General features: G+C 60.1%; 23 protein-coding genes. 16 read left to right on the forward strand and 7 right to left on the reverse strand.

The genetic code is table 11. The annotated features are described in order from the left end of the window. Positions 1-21: 21 nt before the first annotated feature. From AC6CHO_RS11125 to AC6CHO_RS11140, 4 genes are all read left to right on the forward strand, one after another. Positions 22-771 (forward strand): hypothetical protein, encoded by a 750-nt coding sequence (locus AC6CHO_RS11125; RefSeq protein WP_498215052.1) that lies wholly within the window; start codon positions 22-24, stop codon positions 769-771. A gap of 78 nt (positions 772-849) precedes the next feature. Beyond that, a complete protein-coding gene (locus AC6CHO_RS11130; RefSeq protein ID WP_498215053.1) occupies positions 850-1,590 on the forward strand; it encodes a hypothetical protein in 741 nt (246 codons plus the stop codon). Positions 1,591-1,974: 384 nt separating this feature from the next. After that, positions 1,975-3,762, forward strand: a complete 1,788-nt coding sequence (locus AC6CHO_RS11135; protein WP_498215054.1) for a proline--tRNA ligase — start codon at positions 1,975-1,977, stop codon at positions 3,760-3,762. Between the two features lie 56 nt (positions 3,763-3,818). Then, entirely contained in the window at positions 3,819-4,610 is a 792-nt protein-coding gene (locus AC6CHO_RS11140) for a sulfite exporter TauE/SafE family protein (protein WP_060703314.1), read from the forward strand. A 19-nt stretch (positions 4,611-4,629) separates the two neighbouring features. On the opposite strand, the gene AC6CHO_RS11145 is transcribed toward AC6CHO_RS11140, so the two are convergent. Together AC6CHO_RS11145 and AC6CHO_RS11150 are read right to left on the reverse strand one after the other, a co-directional pair. Beyond that, positions 4,630-5,076 carry a hypothetical protein gene (locus AC6CHO_RS11145; RefSeq protein ID WP_498215055.1) on the reverse strand — a complete coding sequence of 149 codons (447 nt, stop codon included), beginning with the start codon at positions 5,074-5,076 and terminating at the stop codon, positions 4,630-4,632. A gap of 463 nt (positions 5,077-5,539) precedes the next feature. Further along, a complete protein-coding gene (locus tag AC6CHO_RS11150; protein ID WP_498215056.1) occupies positions 5,540-6,607 on the reverse strand; it encodes a hypothetical protein in 1,068 nt (355 codons plus the stop codon). A 174-nt stretch (positions 6,608-6,781) separates the two neighbouring features. Here AC6CHO_RS11150 and rimP point away from each other — a divergent pair, with 174 nt between their 5' ends. The 6 genes from rimP (at position 6,782) to AC6CHO_RS11180 (ending at position 13,072) form a co-directional block, all read left to right on the forward strand. Beyond that, positions 6,782-7,348, forward strand: coding sequence for a ribosome maturation factor RimP (rimP, locus tag AC6CHO_RS11155; RefSeq protein ID WP_498215057.1), 567 nt, complete (start codon positions 6,782-6,784; stop codon positions 7,346-7,348). 2 nt (positions 7,349-7,350) lie between these two features. Next, on the forward strand, positions 7,351-8,334 hold the full coding sequence (nusA, locus tag AC6CHO_RS11160) for a transcription termination factor NusA (RefSeq protein WP_195181188.1): 984 nt from the start codon (positions 7,351-7,353) through the stop codon (positions 8,332-8,334). Positions 8,335-8,474: 140 nt separating this feature from the next. Further along, on the forward strand, positions 8,475-8,795 hold the full coding sequence (locus AC6CHO_RS11165) for a YlxR family protein (protein WP_498215058.1): 321 nt from the start codon (positions 8,475-8,477) through the stop codon (positions 8,793-8,795). Positions 8,796-8,970: 175 nt separating this feature from the next. Further along, positions 8,971-11,901, forward strand: coding sequence for a translation initiation factor IF-2 (gene infB, locus AC6CHO_RS11170; RefSeq protein ID WP_498215059.1), 2,931 nt, complete (start codon positions 8,971-8,973; stop codon positions 11,899-11,901). Between the two features lie 101 nt (positions 11,902-12,002). Then, positions 12,003-12,437: a 30S ribosome-binding factor RbfA gene (gene rbfA / locus AC6CHO_RS11175; protein WP_060701059.1), complete on the forward strand. Its 435-nt coding sequence runs from the start codon at positions 12,003-12,005 to the stop codon at positions 12,435-12,437. 188 nt (positions 12,438-12,625) lie between these two features. Beyond that, positions 12,626-13,072, forward strand: coding sequence for a YdeI/OmpD-associated family protein (locus AC6CHO_RS11180; protein WP_498215060.1), 447 nt, complete (start codon positions 12,626-12,628; stop codon positions 13,070-13,072). 162 nt (positions 13,073-13,234) lie between these two features. Here the strand turns inward: AC6CHO_RS11180 and AC6CHO_RS11185 are convergent, their stop codons facing one another. Then, on the reverse strand, positions 13,235-13,690 hold the full coding sequence (locus tag AC6CHO_RS11185) for a MarR family winged helix-turn-helix transcriptional regulator (RefSeq protein ID WP_498215061.1): 456 nt from the start codon (positions 13,688-13,690) through the stop codon (positions 13,235-13,237). Positions 13,691-13,752: 62 nt separating this feature from the next. On the opposite strand from AC6CHO_RS11185, the gene AC6CHO_RS11190 reads away from it, so the two are divergent. Then, a complete protein-coding gene (locus AC6CHO_RS11190) occupies positions 13,753-14,409 on the forward strand; it encodes a maleylpyruvate isomerase family mycothiol-dependent enzyme (protein ID WP_498215062.1) in 657 nt (218 codons plus the stop codon). Positions 14,410-14,461: 52 nt separating this feature from the next. Here the strand turns inward: AC6CHO_RS11190 and AC6CHO_RS11195 are convergent, their stop codons facing one another. From AC6CHO_RS11195 to AC6CHO_RS11210, 4 genes are all read right to left on the reverse strand, one after another. Next, the gene (locus tag AC6CHO_RS11195) at positions 14,462-15,964 is read right to left on the reverse strand and encodes a molybdopterin-dependent oxidoreductase (protein WP_498215161.1); all 1,503 of its coding nucleotides are present in this window, start codon (positions 15,962-15,964) and stop codon (positions 14,462-14,464) included. Between the two features lie 198 nt (positions 15,965-16,162). Then, entirely contained in the window at positions 16,163-16,987 is an 825-nt protein-coding gene (locus AC6CHO_RS11200; RefSeq protein ID WP_498215063.1) for an anti-sigma factor, read from the reverse strand. Further along, positions 16,987-17,568: an ECF RNA polymerase sigma factor SigK gene (gene sigK, locus AC6CHO_RS11205; RefSeq protein ID WP_444660455.1), complete on the reverse strand. Its 582-nt coding sequence runs from the start codon at positions 17,566-17,568 to the stop codon at positions 16,987-16,989. The genes AC6CHO_RS11200 and sigK overlap by 1 nt, the downstream gene beginning before the upstream one ends. Positions 17,569-17,742: 174 nt before the next feature. After that, positions 17,743-18,405 (reverse strand): fasciclin domain-containing protein, encoded by a 663-nt coding sequence (locus AC6CHO_RS11210; protein WP_498215064.1) that lies wholly within the window; start codon positions 18,403-18,405, stop codon positions 17,743-17,745. Between the two features lie 301 nt (positions 18,406-18,706). On the opposite strand from AC6CHO_RS11210, the gene truB reads away from it, so the two are divergent. From truB to AC6CHO_RS11235, 5 genes are all read left to right on the forward strand, one after another. Next, the gene (truB, locus tag AC6CHO_RS11215) at positions 18,707-19,630 is read left to right on the forward strand and encodes a tRNA pseudouridine(55) synthase TruB (RefSeq protein WP_498215065.1); all 924 of its coding nucleotides are present in this window, start codon (positions 18,707-18,709) and stop codon (positions 19,628-19,630) included. Positions 19,631-19,648: 18 nt separating this feature from the next. After that, positions 19,649-20,011 (forward strand): hypothetical protein, encoded by a 363-nt coding sequence (locus tag AC6CHO_RS11220; RefSeq protein ID WP_060701066.1) that lies wholly within the window; start codon positions 19,649-19,651, stop codon positions 20,009-20,011. Positions 20,012-20,022: 11 nt separating this feature from the next. After that, on the forward strand, positions 20,023-20,490 hold the full coding sequence (locus AC6CHO_RS11225; RefSeq protein ID WP_444660451.1) for a hypothetical protein: 468 nt from the start codon (positions 20,023-20,025) through the stop codon (positions 20,488-20,490). Positions 20,491-20,554: 64 nt separating this feature from the next. After that, a complete protein-coding gene (locus AC6CHO_RS11230) occupies positions 20,555-21,508 on the forward strand; it encodes a bifunctional riboflavin kinase/FAD synthetase (RefSeq protein WP_498215066.1) in 954 nt (317 codons plus the stop codon). 5 nt (positions 21,509-21,513) lie between these two features. Beyond that, complete coding sequence (locus tag AC6CHO_RS11235; RefSeq protein WP_498215067.1) at positions 21,514-22,299, forward strand: class I SAM-dependent methyltransferase; 786 nt, start codon at positions 21,514-21,516, stop codon at positions 22,297-22,299. Positions 22,300-22,322: the final 23 nt, after the last annotated feature.

Genomic DNA, 22,322 nt, shown 5'->3' on the forward strand with positions numbered 1-22,322 from the left:
AGGACAACAAAGGAAAACTTCATGACCAAGCGATTGGTATTTTGGGCATTGCCGCTGGCGACATCGCTCGCCCTGGCTGGTTGCTCCGCCGGCTCATCTGATCAGGTGCCGAATTCATCCGAGTCCACGACCCCATCGGACCAACAAGGTAGTGCTGATGAACCGGCTACGGGTAAAACACTAGACGCAGCGCAAGTCGAAAACATCGCCTCCAAATTGCTTGAAGGCGACCCCGCGGTGCAGGTGATCGGCAACGAACAGATGCAACCGCAGCTTTCCGCAGCCAAGAACGCCAAGGTGCCTGACGGAATCAAGCCGGAGAAATGCGCAGAACTCAACGCCAAATATACGGTCACTGACCTGACCGGCTCAGTCGCAGCCACTTCGACGAGCAGCTCCGAGCAAATGGGTAAAGTCGTGCAGATTTTTTCGTTGACTGACGAAGCCACACGAAAAAACGTGCACGATGCACTGGCACTGGATGATCTTGAGGACTGCGAAACTGTCACCATTGAACAGGGCGGACAAGAAGTCACGGCACAGCGCCAGATCTTGCCGCTGGCTGTCAAAGCCGAGAGATCGCTAAGCATGTCGACCATCATGGATGCCGGTGGTGGGCAAACATTGAGTTCGGTCGCCGTTCAAGCGTTGGACGGAAACAATTTTGTTCTAGTCACCTTGCAAACGGGGTCGATGCAACCTGCAGAATTGGCGACTCAGGCAGTGGAGCTTGCAGATCAAGCGTTTGATGAAATCAAAGCGGCGCAATAGTTCCGGTATGTGGTTTTATTTCGAACGTGTTGTGTAATACTAGAGATGGCTTTTCACCATCAACGTGAGGATTACACCATGAAGAAGCAAGCTTTCTGGGTGCTGCCGATGGCGGCAGCACTCGCTTTGAGCGGTTGCGGCAGCTCGGGTAACGAATCTTCGGGTAGCTCCGATGGTTCGGGTGCTGCGCAAGAACAGTCGACTGAAACCGCGGCGCTGACCGCTGAACAGGTCTCTGCGGTGGTCAAGTCGCTAGTGGGCGATAACTCCAAGGCACAGGTTCTGGATGGCGACACGATTAAGGCGTCATTGCCTGAATCGAAGAAATTGATTGAGCAAATGAACATCAGCCCCGAAAAGTGCGCCGAATTCGTGGCACAGCAGGGGACGCAGGATCTTGAAGGCACCAACATGGCTGTCGCGATCGTCCCCGGCGAGGGCATGGAGTCCACGACGTACTCGGTGCTCGGCTACGAGGATTCAACCAAGCTTGAGCAAGCAAAGTCCATGGCCGAAAGCAAGGATTTGCAGGGCTGCGACAAGTTCACGATGTCCATGTCGGGCCAGGAGATTTCAGCTTCGGCCAAGGTCCTTGACGCCAGCTCTGATGCGGATACCACCATTGCCACCCAGACCAGCATGACCGTTAACGGTACCGAGGTCCCGGGCGGTTCTTACCAGATGCAGGGCCTGGTCGGGGCTAATGCTGTGATGGTCGTTTACTCGGGTGGCGGAGACACACCAGAAGCAGAAGTGCTGGACAAGCTCACGGGTGAATTGAACAAGGCTGTTGCTGAAGTTAAGTCGGCAGCTAAGTAGGAACTCCCCCTACGTTTGGCTCTCTCCGGATTCCTTCATGGGACCGGCGGGAGCCTTTCGGTTTTACTGGCCACTTCACTGCCCCTGCAGCATCGGCGGACGCGTTCGCCGAGACCTGGCATCCTAACCGTGAATCGCGGTAGTGCGGCCCTCGAATGCCATCTGGCTGGGAAAAACCGTTTTTTGGATCGTTCAGGTCTGGATTCCTATTGGCGCTTTTCGCAACACGAGCCAGCTCGTAGCCCTTGAATTTATTGGGAAGTGGCCCGAAGCGGTAGCATTGGAATCGGTCGACTTTACGGCCGAAAACCCATTGATTTTGCATAGCTAGTCGACACCGAAAATACTTTTCGGTCGTCGACGGACGGAATAGGACGCCCCCGAGTGGTTTTGAAGCTTTCCACTACCTTCTTGCGCACCTTGCGTGAAGATCCGGTTGACGCCGAAGTCGCCAGCCACAAGCTGTTGGTACGCGCCGGTTATATCCGCCGTGCGGCCCCGGGCATCTACACCTGGTTGCCGCTGGGTTTGAAAGTCCTTGCGCGTGTTGAAGCTATTGTGCGCGAGGAAATGAACGCCATCGGCGGCCAGGAAGTGCATTTCCCTGCGCTGCTGCCGCGCGAACCATATGAGCAGACCGGCCGTTGGACTGAGTACGGTGATGGCCTGTTCCGTCTGAAGGACCGCAAAGAAGCCGACTACCTCTTGGCACCGACCCACGAGGAAATGTTCACCCTTCTGGTCAAGGACTTGTACAACTCCTACAAGGACCTGCCGGTATACCTCTACCAGATCCAGAACAAGTACCGCGACGAAGCTCGCCCGCGCGCGGGCCTGCTGCGCGGCCGCGAATTCATCATGAAGGACTCCTACTCCTTCAACATTGATGATGCCGGACTGGACGAGGCCTACATGGCTCACCGCGGTGCCTACCTGAAGATTTTCCAGCGCCTTGGCCTGGAAGTTGTTCCTGTTTTCGCCCAGGCAGGTGCCATGGGCGGTTCGAAGTCCGAAGAGTTCTTGCACCCAACCGCCATCGGCGAGGACACCTTTGTCCGCTCGCCCGGTGGCTACGCGGCCAACGTTGAAGCTGTCACTACTGTGGTGCCGGACGACATCGACTACACCGCGGCTCCTGCCTTCGAAGTCGTCGAGACGCCTAACACCCCGACCATCGATACCCTGGTTGCGGCCGCCAATGAGCTGCGCCCTCGCCAGGATCGTGCGTGGGAAGCCAAGGACACCCTGAAGAACGTGGTGCTGGCTGTCATCGATCCAGAGGGCAACCGCCACTTGGTCGTTCTTGGCGTGCCAGGCGACCGCCAGGTGGACGAGAAGCGTCTGGAAGCAACCATCGGTGTCGCCCTGGGCATCAACGGCGAGGTTTCCGTTGAGCAGGCCACCGCTGAAGACCTCAAGAGCCACCCGGAGATCGTCACCGGTTACCTGGGCCCAGCTCTTGGACTGGACCAGCAGCTGCTGGGCAAGGAGACCGAAGGCGGAATCACCTACCTGGTTGATCCACGCGTGGTTTCTGGCAGCACCTGGATCACCGGCGCCAACGAGCACGGCAAGCACGTCTTCGGCCTGGTAGCCAGCCGCGACTTCGCGTTTGATGGAACCATCGAAGCGGTCAACGTCCTCGAAGGCGATCCGGCACCGGATGGCTCCGGCCCGCTGCGCACCGAGCGCGGTATCGAAATGGGACACATCTTCCAGCTTGGCCGCAAGTATGCCAAGGCACTGGATCTGAAGGTGCTGGACCAGAACGGCAAGCTGCAGGTTGTCACCATGGGTTCCTACGGCATCGGTGTCACCCGCGCTGTGGCTGCCCTGGCTGAGGCTTACCACGATGAGAACGGTCTGGCCTGGCCTAAGCAGATTGCGCCGGCCGATGTGCACATTGTTGTCACCGGCAAGGGGGCAGAGATGCTCGAGGCCGCTGAAAAGCTGGCTGCCGAGCTTGAAGCTTCGGGCCAGGACGTCATCCTTGACGACCGTCCAAAGCTTTCGGCTGGCGTGAAGTTCTCGGATGCCGAACTGATCGGGATTCCAACTATCGTCGTTGTTGGCCGTGGCTTGGCTGATGGCGTGGTTGAGGTCAAGGATCGGGCCACCGGCGAACGCCGCGACGTCAAGGTCGAGGATGTTGTTGAAGAGCTGACTGCCTGAGCTCCTTGAAAATAACTGAATAGGGGAGTAGCGCGGTGCAAGAGATAGTGGAATTCCTGTCCGTCAACGGTGAACCCGTATCCTTCTGGCCCTTGGCCCTGCTTTTACTGGCAGCCTTGGGGGCCGGATGGATCGACGCGGTAGTTGGCGGCGGAGGCCTCATTCAATTGCCCGCGCTGCTTCTTTTTCCCGGAATTACCCCGGTTCAAGCGCTGGCCACCAATAAACTGGGGTCGATCTTTGGCACCACTACCAGTGCCATTACCTACTACCGGCGGACCAGCCCGGACTTGAAAACCGCGATACCGATGGCGCTGACAGCACTGATCGGTGCTTTTGGTGGGGCGGCCCTGGCTACGTTGCTGCCATCCGAAGCAATCAAGCCGATCATTATCGCCGCATTGATTGCGGTTCTGCTATTCACGATTTTTAAGCCAAAGGCCGGAGAGCTTTCCCGCCTTCGCTACACCGGGCACCAGCATTATCTCAGGGCCATCTTGATCGGCCTGATTATCGGCGGCTATGACGGAATGGTTGGCCCGGGCACTGGCTCTTTCCTGATCATTGCCATGGTGACCGTTCTTGGCTACAACTTCTTGCAATCCTCTGCAAAGGCCAAAATCGTCAACCTGTGCACGAATCTCGGCGCCTTGCTTTTGTTCGTCCCCACCGGACATGTGCTGGTCGGCCTAGGGGTAGCCATGGGCGTGATGAATATGATCGGTGGCTACCTTGGAGCACGCATGGCTATTTCCAAGGGCAGTGCTTTTATCCGCATCGTATTTGTCGTCGTAGTCAGCGCGCTAATCGTCAAGCTCGGTGCAGACATGATTTTTGCCGGACAGTGAGCCGGGGAAGGCGCCCGCTCTAGACGGTGCGTGAGGTAGAGGCCTCGACGGTCGTATAACCTGCGAGGTGCCTGACGTGCTGTGGCGCAATGGCATGAACTACCGAACTGGCTGTCATCTGGTCAATGCGGAACGTCAAGAAACTCGCCCGCGATGCCGAGTGGTACAGCTCTCCAATGCTGGTGTTATGCGGCAGTGGCTCTACAACTTGCAGGGCAACGCAGCCGATGGACACATACATGAACCACAGATCGCCATTCTCTGGATCGATGGTGGCTACCAATACCGGTGGCTGGTGCGCGGCGACGAGGGACATGACATCGCTGAGCTGTTCGTCTGGCTGCGCGATGACGATGGGCATTCCCTGTACCCAACCGTGCGCGCTGAGCTGGGCGCGGCCTTGCCTTGAACTGATGATTTCGCTGACTAATTGCGCAATTTTTGATCGCACAAATCGACCTGGCATTATCCATCCTCCTGTTTACGAAGTTGTAACGAGTGTCTGGATCCCCACGCTGATGCCTCGATACGGACTGTTTCTCCCTGGCTAAATGGTGGAGTCAAATCTCGAACCTCCGGCACTTGATTTCACCATAGCTGTTTATTGGATGAATTGCGAGGGGCGAATGCCTGGAGAGAATTTGCGTAATTTTTATTTTTCGCATGAACCGGCAATGCGCCGTCCTATTCGATACGGAATGCGACCCTGTGTGCAATGAAAAAACGTACATTGGCATGGTCGTTCACGTGGGAATTGCCGTCATGCCAGATATGCGAGCAGATGCAAATGATCATCACGAAGGTGGTCGATTGCCTCCGGATTTAATCCAGTTCATTCCACGATGTATGAAGCAGAAAAATACCGTTGTGATTATTTTGTAATACGGACGTCAGTGCCAGTGTGAAAGGAATCCCTCATGCACACAGGGTCAGCTGACACCCGTTCCGGATTCCAGGATCCGCTGATCCGAATTGGCAGCCGAGGGGCCGCTGAGTACTTCATACGCCAGCGTTGCGATGCGCGTCCCAGCTTCTCCATCGGCGTTGCCCGCTGCGGTGACCAGAGCCCGGTCAAAGTCTTCTTGCGCGTTGGCAACGACTTTGCCCAGGTCCTTCAGCCCGTTTTTGGGCAGGGCATAGGCTGGCTGGCGCAGATCGCCGCATTTCTGGTCAACCACCGATCGCAGGCTGTTTAGCTGCTTGCCCAGCGCGGTGCGTCGTTCTTCAATTCCGTCAACTTGCGAGGACGTGCCACGGGCCGCGCGCAGCTGGAGGACAAAGTCCAATGCGTAGCCACGATCCAATGCGCGGGCAACGGCGACCGGTTCAAAGTCGTCCGGTTCACCAGCCTTGGCGGCCGGATCAAGCAAATCGGGGGAAGGCAAGCAGCCGACCTGATCGGAATTGCCCTCGTCTGCTGATCTGCTCAGGGGCTTGGCGAGTTTGGGAGTGTCTTTCTCGCCGAGGGCCTGCAAGGCATCGCGCGCGTCAAAGTTCGTTTGGAACGCGATCTGCGCGAGCAACTCATTGCGTTCCATGGAGGGATCCTCAAAAGCGGGCATCGAAGCGGAGAAATTCGCTACGTCCTGCACCAGGGCTTTAACCAGTTCGGGGGAGTAGCTTTGCGCAACCGGCGCGGGAGACTCTTCTTCGAATTGCAATTCGCCAAGCAGGGCAGCGCCCTGGGACAAAGAGGTTCCCAGAATTGCGAGTGCTTCGGATTCCTGGCCTTGGGCCAGTTCGGCCAGCTTGTTGGCCCGCGCGGCCAGATCGGCCAACGCGGCACCTTGAACCCACATGGTGCGTTCGTCGTCGGATGCATCTTTGACTTGTTCCGGCAGTCCGTGATCGACCAATGCGCCGTGGAACAAGGTACTGCCGATTCCCCACGTCACGGCAACCGCCACTGCGCCAGCCAGCGCAGGAGCGATCCAGCCCGGTGCGCGGTGCGCTGTTGTCTTCCTGCGGCGGGAATTATGAGGAGAATTTTCAGTCATAGCGATTCGATCATGCCATGATCGGCCGGTGATTTCAGGCAATAGTGGTGTTGCGCGCCACCACTGAAAGAAAAAGTGCGTGAGTTCTTTCACCTGAGACGGTTTGGCAGTTCTCAACGGGCGAAAGGCACTATAGGCTTAAAGGACAACATCGAATAGCGTGGGAGGATATCCATGACCGGAATGCCGGCCGATACCGAACAGGAAGCGCAGCGACTGACTGCATTGCTTTCCAAGGAAGTAGAATCCCACGGGCTTCTCTTAGAAGAAGTCGCTTTGCGCCCCTCCGGCAAGCAGATGATCGTTCAGATCATCGTCGACAAGGCCGACGGCCGCGATTCGGTGAATCTCGATGAACTCGGTGAAGTTACCACCACCATCTCCAATGCACTGGACAAAGATGCTGCCTACGCATCTGCAGATCCATATGAGCTTGAAGTGAGCTCGCCTGGCCTCTCCCGCCCGCTGACGGCGCATCGCCACTGGGTGCGAGCCATCAACCGCATGGTCAAAATCTCGCTCAGCGATGGAACCAAGCTTCGCGGACGCCTGCTTGAAGTCAACGATGATGATGTCCTGGTTGCCGAGCACCGCGAGCCGGCCAAAAAAGGCATGAAGACCAAGGTTCTTGACCCGGCCCTCCAGGCTTTTGAAAATATCCGTAAAGCTGTTGTCGATCCAGAACTGAACTTCGATGACGCACTATTAGACACCGTTGATTCTGAAGATTTGGAGGGCTAAGCGTGGATATTGATCTCAACGCACTGCGCATTCTGGAAAAAGACCGCGACATCCCCATGGATGTCCTGATTCCGACCATCGAGTCGGCGTTGCTGCTGGCCTACAACAAGACCGAAGGCGCCATGCCGGGGGCTCGCGCCCACATTGAGCGCAGCACCGGCCATGTAGCCATCATGGTGGAGGACCGCGACAACGCTGGTGTTCTGCTCGGCGAATTCGATGACACTCCACACGGTTTTGGCCGCATTGCCGCCTCGACCGCACGCCAGGTCATCATGCAGCGACTGCGCGAAGCCGAGGATGCACAGGTCGTCGGGGAATTCTCCGCACGCGTGGGCACCTTGATCTCCGGCGTGATCCAGCAGGGCTACTCGGCGCATATGGTGCAGGTGAAGATCGGCGACCTTGAGGCGCTGCTGCCACCGGTAGAGCAGTCCCCAGGCGAGAAGTACATTCACGGCAATCGCCTTCGTGCCTTCGTGGTTTCCGCCGAGCGCGGCAACAAGGGTCCGGCAGTGACGCTGTCGCGTTCGCACCCGGGCATGGTGCGACTGCTGTTCGAAATGGAAGTTCCAGAAATCGCCGACGGCACCGTTGTTGTCGAGGCGCTGGCACGCGAGGCCGGACACCGCACCAAGATCGCCGTGCAGGCCACCAAGCCTGGCGTTAACGCCAAGGGCGCTTGCATTGGCGAAATGGGCACCCGAGTGCGCGCCGTGATGAACGAGCTGAACGACGAGAAGATCGACATCGTTGACTACAACGAGGATCCAGCGAAGTTCATCGCAGCGGCCCTGTCGCCGTCCAAGGTTGTCTCGGTAGAGATCCTGGATGAGGCCGAACGCCGTGCCCGCGTCGTGGTTCCCGACTCCCAGCTGTCGCTGGCTATCGGCAAGGAAGGGCAGAACGCCCGCCTGGCCGCCAAGCTGACCGGCTGGCGCATTGACATCCTGGCGGCCTCCGGTGGCAAGGAGCCACAGCTCTAAAGCTGCTGTTCCAGGAAAAGCTAGTCGAGCGTCCGGCCGCCTGGCGCTGTGTGAGCCACAACTCATGCGCGCTATGGCTGCCAAACGCGCTAGACTAGTAGTTGGCTCGCATAACTAGGGAAGGTGGCGACGGCGCTCGCATGAAGCTGCATCAGCAACGAACGTGCATTGGCTGTCGAACTGTTACCGGTAAAAACGAGCTGCTCCGTTGGGTTCTCAAGGAAGGCGCATCACCGCGTGTGGTGAGCCTGGATCTGCAGGGTTCTGCCTTTGGGCGAGGAACCTGGACCCACGGTTCAGAAAAGTGTGTGCGGCAAGCTGTACAGCGAAAGGCGTTCGCGAGGACCTTCCGGTCCGCCGTGGACGATTCGCAGGTTGTGCAGGAATTCGCTGCATACGAAGATCAGCTGGCAGCACGCCAGCAATCTGGCAAACATGATGAAAGCGGGTCAGAAATCTGATGGCAACCCGATGAGTCGGCAATGTTGAGCGCACAACGATGAATTATCAGTTCTGCGTGATCCACCGTGCGACGGAAGAATTTCACGAATTACACAGCTGATTTGCCAGACCTCCTGATTAAAGATTTTTCTTTGAAGCCGGGGTTTGAGCAGATCACATCAATACAGGAGAGATGTGGCTAAACCCCGCGTTCACGAGCTCGCCAAAGAGCTCGGAATCACTTCAAAAGAAGCACTAACCAAATTGCAGGACATGGGCGAATTCGTTCGCTCGGCATCCTCGACCGTTGAACCTCCAGTAGCGCGCAAGCTGCGCGATGCTTTCCCAGGTTCCAACAATGCGGCAGCTGCCAAGCCGGCATCCGCAAAGCCGGCAACCCCGGGTGCGCCAAAGCCGGCTTCCAAGCCAGCTGCAAGCTCTGCAGCAAAGCCTGCTGCCAAGCCAGCAGCAGCAACCCCGGCACCGGCCCAGCCGGCCGCCCCTGCAGCACCGGCGGCACCGGCAGCCAAGGCTACCCCGGGTGCACCACTGCCTGGCGCAGCACCAAAGCCAGGCAGCAAGCCAGCACCAAAGCCAGGGGCACCACGTCCAGGCAACAACCCGTTCTCATCCCAGCAGGGCATGCGTTCGACTGACTCCGGCGAACGTCGTGGCCAGAATCGCGATGGCAACCGTGCACCACGTCCGGGCGCCCCGCGCCCAAGTGGCCCACGCCCAGGCAACAACCCGTTCTCCTCCCAGCAGGGAATGCGCGGCGAAGGCGGCCAGGGTGGCCCGCGTCCACCGCGTGACGGCCAGCGCGGCCCGCGTCCAGCAGGACAGGGCCAGGGCGGTCCACGTCCACCACGTGATGCACAGGGCGGTCCACGTCCAGCACGCGACGGCCAGCGCAGCCCGCGTCCAGCAGGCCAGGGCGGCCCACGCCCAGCCGGCCAGGGTGGTCCACGTCCAGCTGGTGCAGGTGCCGGCGGTCCACGTCCAGGCGCAGGCGCTGGCGCTGGAACCACTGCCACCCCGCGCATGATGCCTAACCGCACTGATCGTCCAGCACCAGCCGGTGGCGGACGTCCAGGTGCCGGTGGCGGTGGACGCGGTCGCCCAGGTGGCGGCGGCAACGGCGGCGGCGGTACCGGTGGCGGCTTCCGCCCAGGTGCACCACGTGGTCGCGGTGGCGTTGGCGGCGCTTTCGGCAAGGGAGGCGCCGGTCGCGGCAAGCAGCGCAAGTCCAAGCGCGCAAAGCGCCAGGAATTGGAGCAGATGAGTGTTCCAAGCCTGGGCGGTGTGAACGTACCTCGCGGTACCGGCGACACCGAGATCCGTTTGCGTCGCGGTGCTTCGATCACCGACTTCGCTGACAAGATCGGCGCCAACCCGGCAGCACTGGTCACCGTGCTGTTCCACCTCGGCGAAATGGCTACGGCCACCCAGTCCCTGGACGAGGCAACCTTCGAAGTGCTCGGCGAAGAGCTGGGCTACAAGGTTTCGGTCGTCTCCCCGGAGGACGAGGACAAGGAACTGCTCGAAGGCTTCGGCCTGGATCTGGATGCCGAACTTGAGGCTGAAGGCGAAGACGTGCTCGAAGAGCGCGCCCCGGTCATCACCATCATGGGCCACGTCGACCACGGTAAGACCCGACTGCTGGATGCTATCCGCAAGTCGAACGTTATCGAGGGCGAGCACGGCGGCATCACCCAGCACATCGGTGCCTACCAGATCAACCACATCCATGAGGGCCGCGATCGCGCGATGACCTTCATCGATACCCCGGGCCACGAGGCGTTCACCGCCATGCGTGCCCGTGGTGCCGAGGTCACCGACGTGGCCGTGCTGGTTGTTGCAGCGGACGACGGCGTTATGCCGCAGACCGTGGAAGCACTGAACCACGCACAGGCTGCTGGCGTGCCGATCATCGTCGCAGTGAACAAGATCGACAAGGAAGGCGCCAACCCTGACAAGGTCATGGGCCAGCTGACCGAGTACGGCCTGGTTCCCGAGGAATACGGTGGCGACACCATGTTCGTGAAGGTTTCGGCACTGCAGAAGCAGGGTATCGACGATCTGCTCGACGCCGTCCTGCTGACTTCCGACGTGCTGGAACTGAAGGCCAACCCGGACAAGTCCGCTCGTGGTGTAGCCATTGAAGCGAACCTGGACAAGGGCCGCGGCTCGGTGGTTACCGTTCTGGTTCAGTCCGGTACCCTGTGCGTTGGCGACACCATGGTGGTGGGCACCGCCCACGGCCGCGTGCGTGCAATGTTCAATGAAAACGGCGAGAACCTGGACGTGGCACTGCCTTCGCGTCCGGTTCAGGTCCTGGGCATGTCCTCGGTGCCTCGCGCCGGTGACGGCTTCCTGATCACCGAAGACGAGCGCACCGCCCGTCAGATCGCTGACAAGCGCGAAACCGCAGAGCGCAACGCCATGCTGGCCAAGCGCCGCAAGCGCATCACGCTGGAAGACTTCGACAAGGCCGTTGCAGATGGCAAGATCGATACCCTGAACCTGATCCTGAAGGGTGACGCTTCCGGTGCTGTCGAAGCACTGGAAGACTCGCTGATGAAGATCGAGGTCGGCGACGACGTTCAGCTGCGCGTTATCCACCGCGGCGTGGGTGCTATCACCCAGAACGACGTCAACCTGGCTACCGTGGACAATGCCATCATCATTGGCTTCAACGTCCGCCCAGCCGAGCGCGTGTCTGAACTGGCTGACAAAGAAGGCGTGGATATGCGCTTCTACTCGGTCATCTACTCCGCAATCGACGACATCGAAGCTGCGCTCAAGGGCATGCTCAAGCCGGAATACGAAGAAGTGGCCCTCGGTACCGCCGAGATCCGCATGGTTTTCCGTTCCTCGAAGTTCGGCAACATTGCCGGTTCGATCATCCGCTCGGGCAGCATCAAGCGCAATTCCAAGGCACGCCTGGTACGCGACGGCAACGTCGTGGGCGACAACCTGTCGATTGACTCGCTGCGCCGCGAAAAGGACGATGTCACCGAGGTCCGCGAGGGCTTCGAATGCGGTATCGGCCTGGGGTCGTTCAACGACATCAAGGAAGGCGACATCATCGAGACCTTCGAGATGCGCGAAAAGCCACGCGACTAATTGCTCACCAGCAATTAGCAGTGTGACTCACTGATTCGTGGGCGTTTGACCGATAGGCTTTGGTCAAGCGCCCACGAGTTTTGAACCATTAGGAGAAAACCATGGCTGATTCAGCCCGCGCCGCACGCCTGGCCAAGCGCGTGCAGGTCCTCATGGCCCAGTCGCTGCGCAATGTCATCAAGGACGAGCGCATCGACAATGTCACCGTGACCGACGCCCGCGTCACCAACGACCTGCAGCACGCCACGGTGTACTACACAGTCTTCGGCGATGACGAGATGAAGAAAGACGTCGCTGCCATGCTCGAGAAGCGTGGCGGTGCACTGCGCAAGGAATTGGGCCGCAATCTGACCATTCGCCTGACCCCGACGCTGGCTTTCGTTGCTGACGAAATCCCCGAGGGTGCCTCGCATCTGGAGGAGCTGCTGGCCAAGGCCCGCGAAAAGGACGCCGAGGTTGCGGCGCTGCGCGAAGGCAAGGACTTCGCCGGTGACCAGGACCCATACAAGAAGGACGAGGACGCCGAAGAAGCCTAAGGGCTTCTGCGCTGGACCCTTCCCGAGCAGCCGCCCCGGACAACACGCATCGCGTGCTGGCCGGGGCGTTGTGCTTTAATCCCGGTTCCCCGCATAGCGAAGCGGGAATCCCGGAAAGGGGCTGGTCGCCGGGCAGGCCGTGGGATAGCGTGGTCAGAAACCGCCGGATCCGACCAAAGGTGCCGCACATGCCAGAATTCACTACAACGCTCAGCGCCACTGGCGGGAACAACGTGGGCATCGTCGTTCCCGATGACATCGTGCTCGGATTCGGCCGTGGCAAACGCGTCCCGGTCGTTGTGTGCATTGACGGGGACTACACCTACCGGAACAGCATTTCTTCCATGCACGGGCAGTTCCTTATTTCCTTCAACGCTGAAACCAGGGCGGCCACGGGCAAAGGGGCGGGCGACGACGTCAGGGTCAACCTCGAACTGGACGAAGAGCCGCGGACCGTCGAAGTACCTGAACCGCTGGCCGTGCTGCTTTCCGCAGAGCCAGAGCTCCTTGAAGCCTGGAACAAGCTGTCCTACAGCAAGCAGCGAGGCCACGTGGATCCCATCGTGGCAGCCCGCGGCGAGGACACCAGAACGCGCCGGGTCGAGAAGGTCATCAAGGCGCTGCGCAGCCAATAGCCCGCCACGCGAAGTGGTGCTTCCGCGGCGACCTGGTCCACGTGGCCAAGGCGCTGGGGCGAGCCTCGGGTGCTTCAAGAACACCGGGCAAGCAAAGGGCAATTGATCCCGGGTGCAGGGGAATTGGCCGGCCAGCGCAGTACTCCTGCAGCACGTGGAATCCTAGTCTGCCTCTGGCTGATGCCGATCCAGGTGCGGGCGCAAGCTTCCCAGGATTCTCTTCAAGTGCGCGAAGTCTGCGGCGCCGATCAGCTGCGACCAGCGGTGCTCGATGCCTCGTTCAATACCGCGAGCGGCCCGCTGGGCGGCATGGCCCCGATCGGTCAGCAGTACTCGTTGCGAGCGAGCATCAGTAGGATCTGGATGCCTTTCAATCAGTTCCGCGTGCTCCAGTTCCTTGAGCAGGTAGGCGGCGCTTTGTTTCGTAATGCCAGCGGCGTCGGCTAGGTCGGTCAGCCGACTGCCGTTCTCGGCTATGCGCGCGCCCAGCCTGGCCTGAGCCAGGGTGAACTCGAATCCCTGTTCGTGCAGAGTCGTGACGATTTCTTCTTCGAAAGCCCGTTGCGCAATGAATAAAAGCGTTCCAACCGAAATTTCCTGGGGCGATTCCATTGACATAGTAGTCAGAATAGCTGACTATTTAGTCAGAGTCACTGACTACTTTGGAAGGTGCGTGAGTGATGAACAAGGGGCAGGTCTGGGAAACCGTCATTGAGCAGCGATTGCAGCTTGCAGGAATTCTGCGCAGTCTGGATCCCGGGCAATGGTCGACGCCATCACTTTGCGTCGGGTGGACGGTGCAGGACGTGGCCGCTCACATGATCAGTGCTCCGCAGCTGGGCCCCGTCGCCATCCTGAAACTGATGCCGCAGATGCTGCGCTACGGCCACAACGGGACGACGCTGCATGACGGGCAGCGGCGTGGACGGGCTGGGGCGGCATCCATACTCAGCCAGTTCGATCGCTTTGCAACGGTGCCTCGCGGACCGGCCGTGGTGAGCATGCGCGAAACCCTGACCGATTCCTTGGTGCATTTCCAGGACATCGTTCGCCCCTTGTCCATTGAGCACGACATGCCTCTGGAAGCCGCAGTGGAGGTCGCACACCGGTTAGCGCACACGGGACTTTTGTTCGGAAGCCGCCCCATGCTCAAATCCCTGCGCATGAGCGCAACTGACACAGATTACAGCCAGAGAAGCGGCGAGGAGATCTCCGGTCCCATTGCCGAACTGGTCATGTTGCGCGCCGGACGGGCACCGCGCTGGGAACTGCTGCAAGGACCAGGCGTTGCCTTGGCCCGTGAAAAGTGGCTCGCTCGTCGTCCGTCCGAAGCCTAGCGAAGACCACAGGCTGCTGGCGCTGGCGGAAAGACCCTGAATATCGGCGGGGTCATTCCACCGAGAATTGCACCTGATGCCAGCCGCTGGCACCATTGGGGGCTGGATTGGCCCTGTCGCTGGTCTGCAGTTCTCCGGATGCGTCATAGGCCCGCACCCGGCCAGTGTGCATTCCGGGGCGTGCCCCGGACCAGACATGGCGCCACTGCCGCCAGGTATCCACGGTGGCCTCGTCGGCCAGTTGCGCATCTTCCCACGGGCCGTCATCGATCTGCACCTGTACCCGCGAAATGCCCCGGGTCTGGGCCCAGGCTGTTCCGCCAAGCACAACCTCTCCCGAAGGGACCTTGGCAAAGGGCCGCGGGGTATCGATCCGCGAGGACATCTTGATGGGGCCGCGTTCTGACCATCCGCGCGTGGTCCAGTAGGCCGTTTTGTCCTGGAACCTCGTCACTTCCAAATCGATCACCCATTTAGTGGCCGAGACGTAGCCGTAGAGTCCGGGAACCACCATGCGCACCGGGAAGCCGTGCTCGAACGGCAATGGCTCGCCGTTCATGCCCACGGCCAGCAAGGCCATCCGGTCATCGGTGAGGACTTCCAGTGGCGTGGATGCACTAAATCCGTCATGGGAGGTGGACAGGACCATGTCGGCTCCGGCTTGCGGAGCTGCCCGCTCCAAGAGCTTGCGCAGCGGATAGCCCAGCCACTTGGCATTGCCGACCAAGTCGCCGCCCACAGGGTTGGAAACGCAGGTCAACGTGAGATAGGTTTCCACGAGTTCTTCGCCCATCAGCTCGTCGAAGTTCAGCGTGAATTCGTTCTCCACCATGCCGTGGATGCGCAGGGACCACTGGGATGGGTCAATCTGGGGTACCGACAGCGCGGTGTCGATCCGGTAGAAATCCGGGTTGGGAGTGATGAAGCGCGGCATGCCGGGCTCGTCAATCTGGACGCCTGGGGGCAGATCCTTGACCTTTGTGCGGGCCGCTGGCAGCCGCAGCGCCTTGCGGGCAGCGGCAGCCATATTGCGGGTTGCCGACAACGACGTGGAAACGCCGGTGGCCAGGGCCGCAGCAGCAAGCGACGCAGCCGAGCCCAGCAGGAAGTTCCTGCGGCTGGTGCCAGTGTCAGGGGCATTGTTGTGGGAGCTTGCACCGGCTGGCACTCCCGGGGCCGCGGACCCGGCCAGATTGGTAAGCCAACGCAGAATCCCGATGCCGGCAATGGCACCGAGCACTGTCGGAACAATATCGAGGATGCCGGTTGACGCACGAGCTGCCACAGCGCTGCCCAACACGACGGCGAGGGCCACGATGACGGTGCAGGCCCAGGCAAAGCTCCGTTTGGCCAGCACTCCGATCAGGGCAGCCAGCAGTGTTGCCACGATGCCGATGGAGACGAACAAGGCGAGCTTGTCATTGGTGCCGAAGGTCGCGATGGCGAAGTCCTTGAGCCATGGCGGAGTCAAATCGATGATGGCCGAGCCCAGCGCGAAGAACGGCGAGGAAGCGCTGCTGACGAACGCCGAGGCAAACTGTGCAACGGCAAACATGACTGCTGCCGAACAGAACCCGGCAATTGCGTGAAAAACAAGAACCTTGCTGCTGGCCTTCTTCGGAATACCCACTGCTACTCACCTCATGCGTTGCGATCCATGTTCCCCTGCGGTGTGCAGGGGAACAACCACTCACAGTGTTTTCGGAACAGCCAATGAAATGGATTGGATTCGGCTACAAGAATTCCTGCCGGATCAGAGAGACTGGACCATGATCGGATCTGTGGTCGGGGCGGGTGAGCCCGTCGCTGGCTCCACGGAGATCCCGAAATGGGTCATTCCCTTCATGGGGTCGGAAACCAGCATCATGCCGTTGGCATTGCTGCCGTCAAGCATTCCTGCCGAAACCGCTCCGTCAGAAGAAATCAGCCACAGCTCGTACCCCTTGTCGCTGGGCAGGCTCGGCATCCCGGAGGTCGACACCGCCATGAGCCCTTCACCCGCCGAGTAGGAAAGGGTGATCCGGGCACCGTCTTCCAGGGTCTGCGTCTTGGACTGCGTGTCGGGGGCGCTGATGATCCTGGCCAGCTCTTCTTGATGAGCAGCCATGGCTGCCATCTGGCTTTCCAGTTCGCGCTGCTCGGAATTCTGGTTGATGGCCAAGCCGCCCAGAGCTACCGCAGCCAACAGCAGGACGCCGGCGGCCAGGGCGAAGAACCGTTGAGTTCCGCGGCCCCCGCCATGTTCAACTGAGGCCGGTGGATCAGAGGGCTCGGATTCCTGTTCAGCCGCCGGAGAGGAATCCGCTGCTGACGTGCTGTCCGCGACGGAGGAAATATCCTCAACCGGTTCCAGCTGCTTGGTTTGGCGAATGGCGTCCATGACGCTGTTCTTGAGCCGTGCCGGGGGAGCGACGGGCGCGGCCGCAAGGCCGAGCAGCCCAGCGGTTTCCTGCAGGGCGTCCAGTTCCCCGCGTGCTTGCGGGGAAGGCGCTTGGCCGTGCAGGAGCTCTTCGCGCTCTTTGTCTCCCAGAGCGTCCAGGGCGAAGCTGTTGGCCAGCTCATTCTCATGCTTATCCATCACGCTACTCCCATCAGTTCTCGAAGTTTGTTCATTCCGTCGCGTATTCGCGTTTTAGCTGTTCCCACCGGGATCTTCAGCAGCTCCGCGACTTCCATGTGCGTATACCCGCCAAAGTATGCAAGATGTATGGCTTCGCGCTGGGCCTGGGTGAGACGCTGCAACGCCTGGGCTACGCGGAGGGACTCATCATGCAAGATGGCGTTTTCTTCCACATCGTCGTAGCTGTCCTGGAATTCCTTGATTCCAATGCGCAAATCCCGGTCCTGGCTCGCTTGGCTGGAACGGACCCGATCCACCGCCCGGCGATGGGCAATGGTCAGCAGCCAGGAAGCCGCGCTGCCACGCACTGGATCAAAGCGCCGTGCCTGTTGCCACGCCTCGACGAATACTTCCTGAGTGACCTCTTCGCTCTGCGCATTGTCCCTGAGCACCCGCAAAACCAGTCCGAAAACCCGGGATGCCATGGCGTCGTAGAGCAACTCGAAGGCGGATTCGTGCCCCAGCGCGACCTGTTGCATCAGGGCGTCTGGCGTCTGCACGGTGTCGTCTTCCTTCGCATCGAGCCTATTTGAACTCATGAATCTAAGAGTCTCACGCATTTGTATCATTCTGCTTGTCTCCTGTGGCGTGGCGTTTTGCGTATCGCAATGGCCAAGGCACGAAGAGCCCGCTTCACCGCCAAAGGTGATGCCTGGAGTGGACTCCATGCATCACCTTCGTGCCGGTTGCCCGCGGCCTTCCTTGAGTGGAAGCTACTTCTTTGCCGGAGGCATCAGGACGGTGTCCACCAGGTACACGGTCGCGTTGGCCGTCTGCACTCCACCGCAGATAACCGAAGCACCGTTGACTTCGAGATCATCACCGCTGCCAGTGACTTCAACATCCCCGCCCTGGACGGTGGCGAGCTTTCCGGATAGATCCTCTGGAGCAATCTGGCCGGGGACAACGTGGTAGGTCAAGATGCTGGTCAGGGTGTCGGCATCCTTGGCGACGGCAGCAAGATCATCCTTGGGGATCGCGGCGAACGCATCATCAACCGGTGCGAAAACAGTGAATTCGCCACCGTTAAGGGTGTCCACCAGGTCCACATCCGGGTTGAGCTTGCCGGAGACGGCTGCGGTCAAGGTAGTCAGCAGCGGGTTGTTCGATGCTGCTACGGCCACAGGGTCCTGTGCCATTCCGGCGACCGAACCATCACCTGTCGGGACGGCTTCGGCGTAGGCGGCGCAGCCGGATCCAACGAGATTGCCGGCTGGATCCATGGCTGATTCGCTGGCCATCGGGGAGCTGGATTCCGAGGTGGATGCCATTGGCGATTCCATGGTTTCCGAACCGGTGGAGCAGGCGCTGAGTCCCATGGCGGCGGCCGCGATGATCCCGAAAGCCCCAGCGACCTTGCTGTATGTGCGCTTCATGATGTTCTCCTTGCTTCGCCGCGACAGTCGTCGTCGGTCCTTCTCCCGTCCGAGCGGAGCGGGTTCTCATGAAGCATTCGGGGCACAGGCCCAAGCGGATTGGAATCTCCTGGAACTACTTATAAAAAGTGTCCCCTGAACCGCGCAGTGCCAGAGGGGAAGACCGCAACTGCGATGAGTTTCCGTCGCCTGGGCGCAGGCCTGGCGCCTCAGGTGCCATGGCAGCGAACGGCACGTGGGATCGGCCACGCTTGCAACCAGTGGCAGGCTAATTTCCGGCCGAAGCCATATACTGGAAAGCGTGAGTAAAGCCGGGCAGAACACTGAAGAGCAGGCCTCGGGCCTCGTATTAGTCGACAAAGATCAGGGAATGACCTCCCACGATGTGGTAGGACGCATCCGGCGGCTTGCTGGCACCCGCAAGGTGGGCCACGCCGGGACCCTGGATCCGATGGCCACAGGCGTTCTGGTGATCGGCGTCAACAAGGCGACCCGGCTGCTGACCTACATAGTCGGCCACGACAAGACCTACACCGCCACAATCCGCCTGGGCCAGAACACCGTCACCGACGATGCCGAAGGCGAGATCATTTCCGAGCGCATTGCCGCGGCCGTCTCGGACGAAGACATTGAGCGCGAAGTGGCCAAGCTGCGCGGTGAAATCGAGCAGGTCCCAAGCCAAGTCTCGGCCATCAAGGTGGACGGCAAGCGCTCTTACGCGCGGGTGCGCGCCGGCGAGCAGGTCGAGCTCAAGTCCCGCCCGGTTACCATCTCGCGCTTCGAAATCCACGAAATCCGCCGCGAGAACGGCGGCAAGATTCTCGACGTGGACGTCACTGTTTCATGCTCATCCGGCACCTACATTCGTGCTCTGGCACGCGACCTGGGCGAGGCCCTGGACGTGGGCGGCCACCTGACTGCTCTGCGCCGGACCGAGGTGGGCCCATACAAGATCGAGCTCACCCGTACGCTCGAAAAGCTGGCAGAGGAATTTGCCATGCTGCCTATCGAAAAGGCCGCCGCTGCCTTGTTCCCCAACCGGACGGTCAGCGTGGATGAAGCAATCGAGCTGTCATTTGGCCGAACCATCCCGGCCTCGCACCTGGACATGGATATTGAGCCGGGGCAGACCGTCGCGGCGTTCGCGCCCAACGGCGTACTGGTGGCTTTGCTGGAGGACAAGGGCGACAAAGCTCGCACTGCCCTCGTATTCACCGCGAAGTAATCCCGAAAGGACGAGCCGTTGTTTGCCTTGAACGGATTTTTTATTGCTGGCGCAGTGATCTGCGCGCTGGCCCTTGTGGTGGCCGTGGTCGCTACGGCGATCCGGAAGCATCCCGATGATTGGGCACTGATCGGTGCCGCCTGCACCGAGGTTTTTCTGGTGGTCTACGGCATTGCCGCGGCGATCAGGCAAGGGGCCGGCAATGCGGTGCAGGGCGATCCGTGGGAATTCTGGGGATATCTGGTCACTGCATTGGTCATGCCACCGGTAGCGTTCTTCTGGGCAATCAGCGAAAAGAGCCGCTGGTCCAATGCGGTTCTTGGCGCTTCGGCACTGGTCACTTTCATCATGCTGTTCCGCATGGAACAGATCTGGCACTAGGAGTTACAGCCATGGGCGACAAGCCACGCAACTCGCGTATCCTTCAAGCCGCAGAAGCGCGCTCCGGAGGCAAAGCACCCAAGCCAAGCCGGTCCACCGGTCTGGGACGGGTCATCATTGCCGTGTATGGCATCTTGGCCCTGGCCGCCACGGTCCGCGGCGTGTATCAGATCGCGAGCAAATTCGATGAAGCTCCCGCGGCGTATACGCTGTCATTGATTTCGGGATTGATCTACATTTTGGCGACCTTCTCCTTGTCGTCGGCCAAGCCGAAGGCCTGGCTGCTGTCCTTGTGGGCAGTGAGCATCGAGCTTGCCGGCGTGATCGTCGTGGGTATTTTGTCGCTGACGCACCCGGAAATCTTTGCCCACCCCTCGGTGTGGAGCGGATTCGGGGAAGGCTACGGGTACATTCCACTAGTGCTTCCGATGGTCGGCTTGTGGTGGCTTTACCGTAACCGCAGTGAGCGTCGCGCCTAAAGACGTGTAAGAATTGCCTCGGCGGGTTTCCCGCCTGCCACAGAAGAATTTCTAAAGGAGCAAAGTGCACTATTGGAAGGGCTTGGACGCCGTCCCCGCGGATATGGCTCCCACTGTCGTGACCATTGGCAACTTTGATGGTGTTCATTTGGGGCACTGCGAAGTCCTGGATGCCGCGGTGAGGCAGGCAAAAGCGCGCTCTGCCCTATCGGTGGCCATTACCTTCGACCCGCATCCCGCATTGGTCCACCGTCCGGATAATGCCCCGGAACTGATCATGGGCATAGCCGACCGGATTGATACCCTGGCGGGCGTTGGCTTGGACGCCACCTTGATGATCCATTACACGCTGGATTTTGCTGAGCAAAGCGCCGAAGAATTTGTCCGCTCCATCATCGTGGAGAAACTGCATGCAGTGGCCGTAGTGGTTGGCCACGATGTGCGCTTTGGCAAGAACAATTCCGGCGACTTCGGCTACATGCAAGAGCTGGGCAAGAAATACGATTTTGACGTGATTGGTGTTGAAGATGTGGGGGACAAGCGCCGCCTCTCATCGACCTGGGTCCGTGAAGAACTTGCCGCCGGCAACGTCGAAGCCGCCGCCGGGATTCTTGGCAGGCCGCACCGGATGCGCGGAGAGGTGGTCCATGGCCACGCCCGCGGGCGCGAATTGGGGTTCCCGACCGCAAACCTGGATCCTGAAGCTACCGGCATCATCCCGGCTGACGGGGTATATGCCGGCTGGGTCATCGACGAGGCTGATGTCCGGTGGCCTGCGGCCATTTCCGTGGGCTCGAACCCCACCTTTGACGGAGTGTCGAGAGTTGTCGAGGCCCACGTGATCGACCGCCCTGAAGAGGGCGTGGAAGATTTCGACCTATACGGCCAGCAGATCGTGGTGGAATTCATTGCACACCTGCGCCCCATGGTTGCCTACCGCGGCATCGAAGCACTGATCGAGCAAATGACCGAAGACGTCGACCAGGCTCGGACAGTCTTGGCTTCCGAACGCCATTAGAAGCCATGGCAGAAATTCCTTCCCTGCCGCAGCGGGCCTTCGTGGTGAGCGCTCAGCGGCGTGATGAGTTGGCCTCGGCATTCCAGTCGGATGCCGAAAGCTATGACAAGATCCGTCCGTCCTATCCTGGGGCCGCACTGGATTTTGCGCTGCAGCATCATCCTGCCACTGCGGTAGATATCGGGTGCGGCTCGGGAATTTTTACCGAACAGCTTGTGGCCCGCGGCGTGGAGACCACCGCCGTTGATCCTTCCCAGGACATGCTTTCGGTCCTGGCCAAGCGCCTGCCGGACGTAGCTACGCACTGTGCCTCCGGGGAGGACACGGGCCTGGCTGAAAACCATTTTGACTTGGTCACCTATGCCCAGGCTTGGCACTGGGTCGATCATCCCAAAGCCAGCGCAGAAGCTGCCAGGCTGTTGCATGGCCATGGCTGGCTAACGCTCTTGTGGAACCAGCTTGACGTGTCCATTCCGTGGGTTCACCGGTTGGCCAGGATCATGCATGCCGGTGATGTCCACCGCCCGGAGCTCGAACCTCCCTTGGGGCCGGAATTCGGCAAGCCGGAGCACGGCATATGGCATTGGTCGATGCCCTTGGATTTACAGCAGATCATCGAGCTGACCAAATCGCGCAGCTATTACCGCAAGGCGACAGGAACAACCCGAGCCAAGGTTGAAGCAAATCTCGAATGGTACTGGACCGAGCACCTCGGATATCAGCGGTCCGAGAAGGTGCAGGTGCCCTATCTCACCCATGCCTGGAGGTCCCGCCGGCGCACCCGTCGGTGATATGATTGACGATGGTTCTCGCT

The organism is Glutamicibacter sp. GQ173, from assembly GCF_059759215.1.

What these genes read in the sequence shown, in the direction of transcription:
- AC6CHO_RS11180 (WP_498215060.1), top strand. Translation starts at nt 12,626, where the DNA reads ATGCCAGAATTCACTACAACGCTCAGCGCCACTGGCGGGAACAACGTG.
- AC6CHO_RS11150 (WP_498215056.1), bottom strand. Translation starts at nt 6,607, where the DNA reads ATGACTGAAAATTCTCCTCATAATTCCCGCCGCAGGAAGACAACAGCG.
- AC6CHO_RS11165 (WP_498215058.1), top strand. Translation starts at nt 8,475, where the DNA reads ATGAAGCTGCATCAGCAACGAACGTGCATTGGCTGTCGAACTGTTACC.
- AC6CHO_RS11200 (WP_498215063.1), bottom strand. Translation starts at nt 16,987, where the DNA reads ATGGATAAGCATGAGAATGAGCTGGCCAACAGCTTCGCCCTGGACGCT.
- rimP (WP_498215057.1), top strand. Translation starts at nt 6,782, where the DNA reads ATGACCGGAATGCCGGCCGATACCGAACAGGAAGCGCAGCGACTGACT.
- sigK (WP_444660455.1), bottom strand. Translation starts at nt 17,568, where the DNA reads ATGAGTTCAAATAGGCTCGATGCGAAGGAAGACGACACCGTGCAGACG.
- AC6CHO_RS11210 (WP_498215064.1), bottom strand. Translation starts at nt 18,405, where the DNA reads ATGAAGCGCACATACAGCAAGGTCGCTGGGGCTTTCGGGATCATCGCG.
- AC6CHO_RS11185 (WP_498215061.1), bottom strand. Translation starts at nt 13,690, where the DNA reads ATGTCAATGGAATCGCCCCAGGAAATTTCGGTTGGAACGCTTTTATTC.
- AC6CHO_RS11190 (WP_498215062.1), top strand. Translation starts at nt 13,753, where the DNA reads ATGAACAAGGGGCAGGTCTGGGAAACCGTCATTGAGCAGCGATTGCAG.
- rbfA (WP_060701059.1), top strand. Translation starts at nt 12,003, where the DNA reads ATGGCTGATTCAGCCCGCGCCGCACGCCTGGCCAAGCGCGTGCAGGTC.
- AC6CHO_RS11195 (WP_498215161.1), bottom strand. Translation starts at nt 15,964, where the DNA reads ATGTTTGCCGTTGCACAGTTTGCCTCGGCGTTCGTCAGCAGCGCTTCC.
- AC6CHO_RS11145 (WP_498215055.1), bottom strand. Translation starts at nt 5,076, where the DNA reads ATGCCAGGTCGATTTGTGCGATCAAAAATTGCGCAATTAGTCAGCGAA.
- AC6CHO_RS11225 (WP_444660451.1), top strand. Translation starts at nt 20,023, where the DNA reads ATGGGCGACAAGCCACGCAACTCGCGTATCCTTCAAGCCGCAGAAGCG.
- AC6CHO_RS11125 (WP_498215052.1), top strand. Translation starts at nt 22, where the DNA reads ATGACCAAGCGATTGGTATTTTGGGCATTGCCGCTGGCGACATCGCTC.
- AC6CHO_RS11235 (WP_498215067.1), top strand. Translation starts at nt 21,514, where the DNA reads ATGGCAGAAATTCCTTCCCTGCCGCAGCGGGCCTTCGTGGTGAGCGCT.
- AC6CHO_RS11130 (WP_498215053.1), top strand. Translation starts at nt 850, where the DNA reads ATGAAGAAGCAAGCTTTCTGGGTGCTGCCGATGGCGGCAGCACTCGCT.